Here is an 11136-nt window from a genome sequence, read left to right on the forward strand (position 1 = left end):
GTCGTCACCCCTTCAGGCCGCTGGTGCTGACGCCTTCGACCAGCAGGCGCTGGAAGGCGAGGAAGAAGAGCACGATCGGGACGAGCGCGAGCGCCGACATCGCGAACATCGCGCCGAAGTTCGACTCGCTGCTCGTGTCGACGAACAGCCGCAGGCCGAGCGGTACGGTGAACTTCTCCGTGTCGTTCAGGTACACCATCTGCGTGAAGAAGTCGTTCCACGTCCAGATGAACGTGAAGATCGACGTCGTCACCAGCGCCGGCTTCGACAGCGGCAGCACGACGTGCCAGAAGGTCCGGTAGACCGAGCAGCCGTCGATGATCGCGGCTTCGTCGAGCTCGCGCGGGATGCCGCGCATGAACTGGACGATCAGGAACACGAAGAACGCCTCGGTGGCCAGCAGCTTCGGCAGGATGAGCGGGACGAACGTGTTGACCAGCCCGGCCTGCTGGAAGATCACGTACTGCGGGATGAGCGTGACGTGGTACGGCAGCATCAACGTCGTGATCATGAACGCGAACAGCGCGCCGCGGAACCGGAAGTTCAACCGGGCGAAGGCGTACGCGGCCAGCGAGCACGACAGGACGTTCGCCACCACCGACAGCCCGGCGACGAGGAACGAGTTGAGGAAGAAGCGGCCGAACCCGACGTCCGCCGCGCCTTCCCAGCCCTTGGTGTACCCGTCGAAGACGAACCGCGTCGGCAGCAGGGCCAGCCGCGAGAGGATCTCGTCCGGTGGCTTGACCGACGCGAACGCCAGCCACACCAGCGGGTACAGCACCACGGCGACGATCACGAGGCACAGCACGTGCCGGCCCGCCGAACGCGCGGAGCGCGGGAGCACGGTCATCGGCGCTCCCCGGCGTCGTCGTAGAACACCCACAGCTTCGCGGTCCGGAACACGATGGCCGTGACGATCGCGATCACCGCCAGCAGCACCCACGCCATCGCGGACGCGTAGCCCATGCGGAAGTCCTGGAAGCCGACCTCGAAGAGGTAGAGCGTGTAGAACAGGTCCGCGTCGGCCGGGCCACCGCGGCCGCCGCCGATGACGAACGCCGGGGTGAACGCCTGGAACGCGTGGATGGCCTCCATGACCAGGTTGAAGAAGATCACCGGCGAGAGCATCGGCAGCGTGATGTGCCGGAACCGGCGGAACGCGCCGGCGCCGTCGATCGCGGCCGCCTCGTGCAGCTCGGCCGGGATCTGCTTGAGCCCGGCCAGGAAGATCACCATCGGCGCGCCGAACTGCCAGACCCCGAGCAGCACGATCGAGGCGAGGCTGAACTGCGGGTCGTCGACCCAGCTCGGCGTGTGCCAGCCGAAGAAGGCGAGCACCTCGTTCACCGGGCCACCGCCCATGAACAGCGCCCGCCACACCAGCGCCGCCGCGACACTCGCGCCGAGCAGCGACGGCGCGTAGAACGCCGCCCGGTAGAAGCCACTCCCGCCGCGGCGGGTGTTGAGCAGCATGGCCACCAGCAGCGACACCGTGAGCTTCAGCGGCACCGAGACCAGGACGTAGACGAGCGTGACCTTCACCGACTGCAGGTAGCGGTCGTCGTCGGTGAACATGTGCGCGAAGTTGCCGAAACCGACCCACTTCGGCGAGGTGAAGAGGTCGTAGTCGGTGAAGGAGAGGTAGAGCGAGACGACCATCGGGCCGATGGTCAGGGCCACCGCGCCGAGCAGCCAGGGCGTCAGGAACGCGAAGGCCTCCGGCTGGCTCTTGCGGCGGCGCCCGGCCGGCCGGTCGGGGCTCCCGGGTACCCGCGCGGCCTTCGGCGCGACCGGCGGGTCCGGGGTGCGCACGGTCGTCATCGGCTACCCGAGTCCCTTCTGGGCTTCGGACATGAACCGGCTGACGGCGTCGTCGAGGCTCATCCGCCCGAACGCGACCTCTTCGTAGGTGCGCTGCAGGAGCTTCTGGATCGCGCCGGCACCCTTGGGCGGCACCGGCGGCGCGGCACCGAGCTTCGGTTCGAGGGCGGCTTCGTAGTCGTAGAGCGTCTTGTCGGAGCCCTTCGCGGACGCCGCCAGCTGGGCACGGACCTTGAGGTTCGGCGCGAGCCCGCGGTCGGTGCCGACGATCTTGCCCACCTCGGCGTCGTTGACCAGGAAGTCGACGAGCTTCGCGGCCGCCTCCTGCTGCGGGCTGCGCGCGGAGACCGCCAGGAACATCGACGGCCGCCGGTACTGCCCGGTGTTCCCGGCCGTGTCCGCCGGGTACGGCGCCACGTTCAGCGGCTTGCCGTTCGCCTTCTGGTACGCGGGCAGGAGGTTGTCGTAGGCGAACTCGGAGCTCGTCAGCTTCTTGCCGAGTGGCGACTGCTCGGGCGAGGTGTTGTAGGACGCCGTGACGTCGGCCGGGGACGCGCCCTTGGCGTCCCGGAACCGGCCGGCGAGCTGCCAGTACCGGCGCAGGTCGTCGGCGGCGAAGCCGAGCTTGCCCTCGGGTGTGTAGAACTGCTTGCCCTGCTGGCGCAGCCAGATCTCCAGCGTCGTGTCGAGGATGCCGAAGTCGGTCGCTCCCCGCGCGGCGAACCCGCCGGCGGCGCTCACCTTCTGCGTCGCGTCGGCGTACTGGTCCCAGGTCAGGCCCTTCGCCGGGTCCGCGCCCGCCGCGGTGAACGCGGCCGGGTCGTACAGCATCGCCGGCGTGTTCTGCGCCCACGGCACGGCGTACCGCTTGCCCTGGTACACGCCGGTGGCCGCCAGCTCGGGGTTGATGTCGGCCAGCGAGATCGCCTTGCCCGCGCCCCCGTTCAGGTCGGCCAGGACGTTGCGGCCGCCGTATTCGGCCAGGTAGCGCGTGTCGACGTTGAGCACGTCCGGCGGCTTGCCACCCGCCGTCTGCGTCGCCAGCTTCTCCCAGTAGGCCGCGTACGCCGAGAACGACGTCTGCACCTTGATCTTCGGGTTCTTCTGCTGGAACAGCTCGACGGCCTTCTTCGTGAGGTTCGCCCGGCCCTCGCTGCCCCACCAGACGAACGTGATGGTCACGTCCCCGCCGTCGCCGCCCGGGTCCGAGCCGCACGCGGCGACCCCGGTCAGCAGCAGCGGGACCACCGCGGCCAGCGCGACGAGGGTTCGTCTCTCACTTGTCCGACGCATCGAGCTTCTCCGTTCTCAGCCGGTCAGCACTTTCTGAAAACGCTGTCAGCGCGCTCACGGTAGGCAGCGCGCGCGACCTGTGTCAACGGGCGTTTCGGCGCATTAACCCTTGTGCAGCAACGGCTTCCGCGTTCTGCGGGCAGCGTGAGAAAGCGCTTACAGCAAGCCGGGTCGAAGGCGGGCTGTCAGCGCGAGGGGCACCGGGAGCGGCGTTACCCGGTGCGTTCGGCGGCCGGCCCGCCCCGGCGGCCACTCGCCCACGGGACACCGATCTCGGAGAACAGCGCCAGCCGGTCCGCGGCCACGGCGACCTCCTCGCCGATCCCCCGGACCACGGGGTGCCGGCTCGCTCCTTCACCCGCCGTGCGGATCCAGCCCGCCGGGATCCGCGCCGGCGAGGGCGCGTCCCGCACCGCCTCGACCACCGACGCGAACGCGCGGGTGGCGGGCAGCGGCGCGAGCAGCGGGACGCCCTCAGGGTCGAGGTGGTGGGCGACCAGGTTCCGCAGCAGGTCCGCCGGTTCGCCGAGGTGCACCCGTTCGTCGTCGAGCTCCAGCCGGTGGCTCTTGTACCAGAACTTCGCGCGCCCCTTCGAGCCGTGCACCACCACGTACGGCTCGTGGTCCTGCTCGGCGCACAACGACGCGGCGACGACGATCTCCGGGCCGCGGTCGAAGCGGATGCGCAGGCACGCCGTGTCATCGGCTTCGATGTCGCGCGTGCCGTACAGCTCCAGGGCGATCGCCGCCGGGTCGCGCCCGCCGACCCCGCCCACGAGCAGAGCGGTGGCCACCGCGTGGGAGAACGGGTTGGTCAAGGCGCCGTCGACCACGGCTTCGCCGTCCAGCCAGCGGCGGCCCGCCCAGGAGTTGCGGCGGTAGTAGGCGTCGGTGCGGATCCACGCCCCGGCCGCGCCGACGCCCACCACGTCGCCGAGCTTCCCGGCCGCGATCGCCGCCCGCAGCACCGGCAGGGCCGGGGAACCGAAGCTCTGGAAGCCGGTCTGGCACGCCGAGCCGTTCTCCGCGGCCAGCCGGGACAGCGTCCGGAACCCGGCCAGGTCGAGCACCGGCGGGGTTTCCAGGAGCAGGTCGCCGCCCGCCCGCAGGACCGCGCCGCCGACCCGGACGTGCGCGTGCGGCGGGGTCGCGACCACGGTGATGTCGGGGCGGCAGCGGCGGAGCAGGTCGTCGACCCCGACGTGCGCGGTACCGCCCTCGGGCAGCAACGCGATCGCGGCGGCCGAGGGCGCCCGGACGTCGGCCATGCCGGCGAACCGCACCAGGCCCTCGTCGTGCAGGATGCGCGCGCGGTGCAGGTAGCTGAACGCATAGCCGGACGTGCCGACCACGGCCAGCCTCGGCGGGTCCGCGACGGTGCGGCGCCTGCTCCCCGACATGGGTCTCCGATCGGCGCGACCGGGTCCGGCCGCGCGGGAACTGACGAATGGGCAGTTCGGGAGAAACTTCCGGTGGTCACCGTAGGGCGTTCGCGACAAGTGTGTCAATGTCCGGGACCGGTCCTCGAACTCGTCGAACCCCGGATACTCCGAACGGCGGCGGCCGGTTCGAGATAGCGCTTACCCGAACCGGCCACACACTCTCCCGCCGGTCAGATCCGGCCGACGCCCGCGCCCGCGGTGACGCTGGCCTTGACGGTCGAAACCGGTTCCAGCGTGAAGGAATACGGTGCCGTCGTCATGCTCCCGGTGCGGGTGATCTTGTTCGCGCAGCCGCCGAAGGAGTTGCCCGACTCGTTGAGGTAGCCGTCGACGTCGCTGTCGCCGGTCGTTTCGAGGCAGACCTTCGTGGATTCGAAGACGTTGTTCTGGGCGAGGAACTGCGCGTTCATCCGCGAATGCACGGCGGAATCGGTGACAGCGTGGAAATAGTTGTCGTAGGCGTGCCCGGTGCCGAACCGCAGGCTGGGCATCCGCGAGTTCACGTTCTCGAACCAGTTGTGGCTGAACGTGGCGTGCAGCTTGCCCGTGTCCTCGGCGGCGTTGTTGTCGCTGTGCCCGACGAGGGAGACCTTGTAGTGGTCGTGGAACTTGTTCCAGGAGACCGTGATCGCGTCGGCGGCGTGGCTGATGTCGAGCAGGCCGTCGTAGTAGTCCTTTCCGTGGTCGAGATCCGACGACAGGTCGTTGTGGTCGATCCACACGCGGGTGGCGCCGCGCTGGATCTGGATCGCGTCGGTGCCGACGGCCTTCGCGATGGCCAGGTTCCGGATGATCACGTTCGACGACTTGTCCACCGCGAGCCCGCCGCCGGTGAAGCCGGAGCCGGACCCGACACCGAGCACGGTCTTGTTCGACCCGATCTTCACCAGCGTCTTGTTCGCCAAGGTGATCTTCCCGCTCACCCGGACCGTGCGGGCCGTCGTGCCTGTCACCGCGTCGGTGAACGCGGACGCCGTCGTCACGGTGATGGTCTCGCCGCCCGCGCCGCCGGTCGTGCCGGCGCCGAAACCGGCGGGTGAGCTTTCGAAAGCCGCGTGCGCGACTCCGGCGGGAACGGCGGCGGCCAGCGCCGCGGCGAGCGCGGCCGTTCCGAAAACGCGCAGGCAGAACTCGGTTTTCCTGGTCATCGGGCACCTCGAAGGGGGTGGGGACCCGCGCCCCGCACACCGGGGAACACGGCGGAGACTCCGTTCTACGATTTGCAGCAAAACCGGTCAACGATTTGCAGGGTTTTCATCCCAAGCCCAGCCGAATGGCCCTGCGGCGGCCGGATCCCCGCTGCCGCAAGGCAGTCCGTTGTTGACAACGCCGCCGGGCGTTTCCATGATGTTGCGCAGAGCCTGGAGGAGTTGCCGTGAGCGTGACCATTCACGACGTCGCCCGCCGGGCCAACGTGTCGATCTCGACGGTGTCGCGCGCGTTCACCTCACCCGGCCTGGTCCGCCACCAGACCCGCAGCCGGGTGCTGGCCGCGGCGAGCGAGCTCGGGTACCACGCCGCCGAGGCCCCGCAGCCCGTCGTCCGCACCGGGCACATCGGCATCGTCGTGTCGGACCTCGGCAACCCGTTCTTCACCGGCGTGCTCGACGGCGTCCAGGCCCGCGCGCGCCAGGACGACGTCGCCGTGCTGTTCGCCAGCAGCGACCAGGACGCGGCGACCGAGCAGAACCTGGTGCGCCGGATGGCCCGGCAGGTCGACGGCGTGGTGCTGGGCAGCCCGAGCATGACCGACGACCAGCTGCGCGCGCTCGCCGGGCAGACGACGCTGGTGCTGCTCAACCGCGAGGTGCCGGGGATCCCGTCGATCGTGATGGACGCCGCCGACGGGATGCGCCAGGCGATCGAGCACCTGGCCGCGCTCGGCCACCGCCGCTGCGCCTACCTCGGCGGGCCGAGGATGTCGTGGGCGAACCGCACCCGCCGGCAGGGGCTGGCGGAGGCCGCCGGGCGGCATGGGATGGAAGTCGTCGAGTTCGGGCCGTTCCCCCCGGTGTTCGAGGGCGGGCTGCAGGGCGCGGACCTGGCGCTGGCGGCGGACGTGACGGCGATCGTGGCGTACAACGACCTGGTGGCGTTCGGCGCGCTGGCCCGGCTCAACGCCCGCGGCGTCCCGGTCCCGGACGAGATCAGCCTGGTCGGCTTCGACGACCTGGTCTTCGCGGCGATCTCGGCACCGCCGTTGACGACGATCGCGATGCCGACGGAGGCCGCGGGCCGGGCGGCGGTCACGATCCTGCTGGACCTGCTCGACGGCGACGCGGACGAACACACGGCCCAGGTGCTCGACACGTACTTGATCGTCCGCGCGACCACGGCCCCGCCCGCGAGCTAGCCGCCGAAGACGTGGCGCTCCAGGAACGGGTTCCGGAACTTGCCGGCCGGGTCCAGTTCCGCGGTCAGCGCCCGGAAGGCGGCCATCCGCGGGTACGACCCGGCGGTGTGGAAGAGCTTTCCCCAGTGCGGCCGCGCGCCGAACGCGGCCAGGCGTTCCTCCAGCACCGGGAGCACCGCCTCGACCTCCGGCTGCCGCGGTTGCCAGGTGAAGTGGAACGCGACCCGGTCGCCCCCGTGGCAGGGGCTCAGCCACAGGTCGTCGCCCGCGATCGCGCGGATCTCCGACACCAGCAGCAAGGGGGCCAGGAGATCGCCGATTTCGCGGATCGCCCGCGCCGCCGCCACCGCGTCCTCGTAGGGCACGAAGTACTCCGACTGCAGCTCGTCGCCGACGCTCGGGGTGAACGCGAGCGCGAAGTGCGGCAGGCGGTCGTGCCACGGGCCCGGCACGCCCAGCTGCGGCGTGCCGTTGTCGGCGGAGATCCCCGCGGCGTGCGCCGGGTGCCGGGGCCCGTCGGCCGGGACCGCCTCGAACAGCCCGGTCCGCGGTGTGAACGCGTCCACGCGGCTCTTCACCCACACCTGGTCGATCGTGTCGTTCGCCCAGTTCGTGAACATGCTGACGCTGTAGCCGGCGTCCTCGATCTCGTCGAAGTGCCGGTAGGCGGCCTCCCACGGCAGGCCGTCGAAGACGTCCTGGCGCACGTCGAACGCCGGCACCACGTCGAGCGTCAGCCGCGTGACGACGCCGGTCGCGCCGAGGCCGACGACCAGGCCGGGGAACTCGGAATGGGCGCGGGTGAACGTCCTCAGTTCGCCGTTCGCCGTGACCAGCTCGATCGCCGACACGGCCGAGGCGAGTCCCGGCTGCCGGCGCCCGGAGCCGTGGGTGCCCGTCGCGACGCTGCCGGCCACCGTGATGTGCGGGAGCGACGCGAGGTTCGGCAGCGCGAACCCGGCGGCGTGCAGCTGCTCGGCGAAGTCGCCGTAGCGGGCGGACCCGCCGACGGTGACCGTCCCGTCGCCGATCTCCACCGGGACCTCGAGCGCGCGCAGGTCCAGCAGGACACCGCCCGGCGAGTCCGCGATCGCGTTGAAGCAGTGACGGCTGCCCAGGGCCTTGACGTGCGTCGCGGCCGCGACGGCTTCCCGCACCTCGTCGACCGAATGCGGAGTCAGCACCGAGTCCGCGGTGTAGGCAAGATTCCCGGCCCAGTTCGACTCGCCCATCCAGAATGTCCTTCCACCGTGCCGGATCCCGCCTCCGACCCTACGCGGCCGCTTCCCGCCAGAACTCGCGCATCCACTTCGGCGGCACCGGGTTGTCCTCGCCGACCTGGGTCAGCAGCACGGCGACCGTGCCGGTGGCGGGCACGACGTGGGCGGTGGTGCCGGTGCCGCCGACCCAGCCGTAGCGGCCCGGGACGGTCCACGGTTCGACGGCGGCGACGTCGACCGCGCCGCCCATCCCCCAGCCCTGGCCCTCCAGGAACAGCGCGCCGATTTCGCGCTGCGCGGCGCTGGTGTGGTCGGTGGTCATCAACCGGACCGCCTCGGCGCTGAGCACGCGCCCGCCGTCGTGCGCGGTGCCTCCGGCGAGGAGCATCCGGCCGAAGGCGACCCAGTCCCCCGCCGTCCCGGCCAGGCCACCGTTGCCCAGCGGCAGCGCCGGCATCGTGCTCCACTGGCCGTCCGGCGGATCGGCGAGGACGAGCCCGGCGGCGGTCTTCTTGTAGAAGGCGGTGAACCGGTCGCGCCGGTCCGGGCCGACGACGAACCCGGTGTCCGCCATCCCCAGCGGCGCGAAGATCCGCTCCTCGAGGAACTCCGGCAGCGACCGGCCCGACGCGCGGGCGACGAGTACGCCCTGGATCGTCGAGCACGTGTCGTACAGCCACGCCTCGCCCGGCTGGAAGGCGAGCGGCACTTCGGCCAGCCGCGCGAGCCAGACGTCCGGCGACGGGAAGCTCTGCACCTGCCGGCCGTCGCCCTGGACGGGGAACAGCGCCTGCACCGCCGGGAGCGTGAAGTCCGAGGCGAACCCCCAGCCGGCTTGGCCGGTGAGCACGTCGAACACGGTGATCGGCCGCTTCGCCGGGACGACGTCGCCGACCGGGCTCGACGGCGTCCGCACCACCTTGGGATCCGCCACCTCGGGCAGCCAGCGCCCGATCGGGTCGTCGAGGGCCAGCGTGCCGTCGTCCACCAAGGTGAGGACGGCGGCGGCGGTGATCGGCTTGGTGATGGAGGCGAGGCGGAACAGCGTGTCCTCGGCCATCGGCCGGCTGCCTTCGACGTCCACCGAGCCGACGGCCACGGCTTCCCGGCGCCCGGCCCGGTCGACGATCGCCACCGCGCCGGGCAGCGTGCCCGCCTCCACGTGGCGTTGCAGGGTTTCGCGCAGGCTCATGATCCTCCCCAGGCCGGTGTTCGCACGATAGTCAGCGGGCCGGGATGATCGCCTGGTGGGTGCCGCCGAGGCCGTGCGGGCTGAGCAGCCGGCCCATCCGCTTCGGCATCCGCAGGGTGATCGCGCGGTCGAGGACGCGGGCGCCCGGTGCCGCGGCCGCCAGCCGTGTCTCGTAGCCCGTGCACCCGGCCGGCTCCCGCAGCCACGCCGACACCACCAGGTTGCCCTCCCCCACCACCGCGGCCGAGAGCCGCGTCTCCGGCAGCTGCGCGATCGCCGTCCCGGCGCGGTCCAGGTCGCCGGCGGCGATGTCGAGGCGGTAGCCCGCGATCACCGGCCAGCCCGCCGGGACGTGCGCGAGGTCGCAGCGGAAGTCGAGCTCGTGGTTGCGCAGCATCCGCGCGAGCGTGCGGCGCACCGCCGACTCGCTCATCCGGCAGTCGCGGGCCAGCTCGGCGTAGCTGCGCCGGCCGTCCTCGCCGAGGGACTCGACCAGCGCGCGCAGGTCCCGGTCGTTCCACTGCTGCGGGACGACCAGCCGGGCCTGCACCGCCGTCTCGTCGAGCACCGCACGCTGTTCCGGGGCCAGCGCGTTCACCAGCCAGCCACTGCCCTCGCGGTAGACGCGCGTGGCGACGGCGAACCGGACCTCACGCACCCCGGGCAGCGCGCCGAGGCGGCCGGTCACCAGCCCGTCGAGCGCGTCGAGGTCGCGCGCGGCCAGGGACAGGAACAGCGAGAACCGGCTGGTCGTGCGCTCGACGCTGAACACCGACGGCCAGCCGCACAGCTCCCGGGTCAGCCCGGCCAGCGCGTCCGGGCGGCAGGCCACGTCGACGTAACCGACGGTCGTGGTCGGCGCGGTGACGTACGCGGTCAGCCAGGCCAGCCCGGCCGCCTGCAGCCGGTCCCAGCGGCGGGCGGCCGTCGTCGCGTCGGTGCCGACGGCCGCGGCGATCCGCGTCCACGGCGCCCGCGGGTCGCGCTGCAGCGCTTCGACCAGCGCGAGGTCCGGGCCGCTCGGCCGCGCCGGTTCCGGCTGGGCGGCCGGGGAAACGGGCATGGCGCATTCTGACCTGATCATGATCACCTGCCAAGAGGCCGCCCGGCCGGAACCGGCCCGGTCGTCCCCTACCCCCGCCGCAATCGCGGCACCACCACCGCACCGGCCACTAGCACGAGGGCGCCGCCGAGCACGAACGGCAGCACCGGCACGTCACCGGGGTCCGCGGCGGGCAGCGCGCGCTCACGGCCGCCGTAGCCACCGCCCGCGCCGTCACGGTCGTACGCCGAGCCCGGCAGCTTGTCCGCGTACCGCTGGTGCAGCGCCGCGCGGTAGTCGCGCACGCTCAGCTTCGTGCCCGTGGCCAGGCCGGTGACCGAGCCGTGCAGCACCGTCACGGCGTCGCCGTGCACCGCGTACCAGGCGTTGACCTGCGGTTCGTGCAGGAGGTAGCCCCCGGCTGCCGCGTCGGCGTACTTGCGCTCGTAGTCGCCGGACGCCACGTTGACCACGGTCCACGCGGCGCCCTGCCGCTCGGCCCAGACCGTCGCCGTGGTGCCGTCGCCGGTCCGCGCCGGCACCGCGACGTAGGCGAGCGCGGCCGGGACGTCCGAGGTTCCGGCGACGAACGCCGCCGTCGGCTCGTACACGGCGACCTGGGTGCGCGGGTCGGCGGCCGCCGCCGGTGCCGCAGCCGCCGCGTGGGCGCCGGGGAACTTCGTCGCCGCCAGCCGGTCGAGCGTGGCCCGGCCGCCGGTGACCTGGCCGATCGCGGCGGTGTCGGCCGCGGTCGGGGTGCCGGCGGGCCCGGG

10 protein-coding genes are annotated in these 11136 nt (G+C 72.1%); 1 reads left to right on the forward strand and 9 read right to left on the reverse strand.

Annotation, left to right across the window (positions count from 1 at the left end):
* Positions 1 to 4: 4 nt before the first annotated feature.
* From AB0M83_RS41760 to AB0M83_RS41780, 5 genes are all read right to left on the reverse strand, one after another.
* Positions 5 to 850 carry a carbohydrate ABC transporter permease gene (locus tag AB0M83_RS41760; RefSeq protein ID WP_364526277.1) on the reverse strand — a complete coding sequence of 282 codons (846 nt, stop codon included), beginning with the start codon at positions 848 to 850 and terminating at the stop codon, positions 5 to 7.
* Positions 847 to 1821, reverse strand: coding sequence for a sugar ABC transporter permease (locus AB0M83_RS41765; RefSeq protein ID WP_364526279.1), 975 nt, complete (start codon positions 1819 to 1821; stop codon positions 847 to 849). Before AB0M83_RS41765 ends, AB0M83_RS41760 begins: the two co-directional genes overlap by 4 nt.
* A 3-nt stretch (positions 1822 to 1824) precedes the next feature.
* Positions 1825 to 3114, reverse strand: a complete 1290-nt coding sequence (locus tag AB0M83_RS41770; RefSeq protein ID WP_364526281.1) for an extracellular solute-binding protein — start codon at positions 3112 to 3114, stop codon at positions 1825 to 1827.
* Positions 3115 to 3326: 212 nt separating this feature from the next.
* Positions 3327 to 4514, reverse strand: coding sequence for a Gfo/Idh/MocA family oxidoreductase (locus AB0M83_RS41775; protein WP_364526283.1), 1188 nt, complete (start codon positions 4512 to 4514; stop codon positions 3327 to 3329).
* 212 nt (positions 4515 to 4726) lie between these two features.
* Positions 4727 to 5704, reverse strand: a complete 978-nt coding sequence (locus AB0M83_RS41780) for a pectate lyase (protein ID WP_364526285.1) — start codon at positions 5702 to 5704, stop codon at positions 4727 to 4729.
* A gap of 227 nt (positions 5705 to 5931) precedes the next feature.
* On the opposite strand from AB0M83_RS41780, the gene AB0M83_RS41785 reads away from it, so the two are divergent.
* Entirely contained in the window at positions 5932 to 6909 is a 978-nt protein-coding gene (locus tag AB0M83_RS41785; protein WP_364526287.1) for a LacI family DNA-binding transcriptional regulator, read from the forward strand.
* Here AB0M83_RS41785 and AB0M83_RS41790 read toward each other — a convergent pair.
* From AB0M83_RS41790 to AB0M83_RS41805, 4 genes are all read right to left on the reverse strand, one after another.
* Positions 6906 to 8141, reverse strand: coding sequence for an FAD-binding protein (locus AB0M83_RS41790; RefSeq protein ID WP_364526289.1), 1236 nt, complete (start codon positions 8139 to 8141; stop codon positions 6906 to 6908). The genes AB0M83_RS41785 and AB0M83_RS41790 overlap by 4 nt on opposite strands.
* A 40-nt stretch (positions 8142 to 8181) precedes the next feature.
* On the reverse strand, positions 8182 to 9321 hold the full coding sequence (locus AB0M83_RS41795; protein WP_364526291.1) for a serine hydrolase domain-containing protein: 1140 nt from the start codon (positions 9319 to 9321) through the stop codon (positions 8182 to 8184).
* A gap of 31 nt (positions 9322 to 9352) precedes the next feature.
* Positions 9353 to 10384, reverse strand: coding sequence for an Lrp/AsnC family transcriptional regulator (locus AB0M83_RS41800; protein WP_364526293.1), 1032 nt, complete (start codon positions 10382 to 10384; stop codon positions 9353 to 9355).
* Between the two features lie 68 nt (positions 10385 to 10452).
* Positions 10453 to 11136, reverse strand: a 684-nt coding sequence (locus AB0M83_RS41805; protein ID WP_364526295.1) for a hypothetical protein, incomplete at its 5' end; no start/stop codon positions are given.

This window comes from Amycolatopsis sp. NPDC051106 (assembly GCF_040682775.1).
Taxonomy (GTDB): domain Bacteria; phylum Actinomycetota; class Actinomycetes; order Mycobacteriales; family Pseudonocardiaceae; genus Amycolatopsis.

Coding starts and splice junctions, on each gene's coding strand:
- AB0M83_RS41790 (WP_364526289.1), bottom strand. CDS start 8,141: ATGGGCGAGTCGAACTGGGCCGGGAATCTTGCCTACACCGCGGACTCG.
- AB0M83_RS41765 (WP_364526279.1), bottom strand. CDS start 1,821: ATGACGACCGTGCGCACCCCGGACCCGCCGGTCGCGCCGAAGGCCGCG.
- AB0M83_RS41795 (WP_364526291.1), bottom strand. CDS start 9,321: ATGAGCCTGCGCGAAACCCTGCAACGCCACGTGGAGGCGGGCACGCTG.
- AB0M83_RS41770 (WP_364526281.1), bottom strand. CDS start 3,114: ATGCGTCGGACAAGTGAGAGACGAACCCTCGTCGCGCTGGCCGCGGTG.
- AB0M83_RS41780 (WP_364526285.1), bottom strand. CDS start 5,704: ATGACCAGGAAAACCGAGTTCTGCCTGCGCGTTTTCGGAACGGCCGCG.
- AB0M83_RS41775 (WP_364526283.1), bottom strand. CDS start 4,514: ATGTCGGGGAGCAGGCGCCGCACCGTCGCGGACCCGCCGAGGCTGGCC.
- AB0M83_RS41760 (WP_364526277.1), bottom strand. CDS start 850: ATGACCGTGCTCCCGCGCTCCGCGCGTTCGGCGGGCCGGCACGTGCTG.
- AB0M83_RS41800 (WP_364526293.1), bottom strand. CDS start 10,384: ATGCCCGTTTCCCCGGCCGCCCAGCCGGAACCGGCGCGGCCGAGCGGC.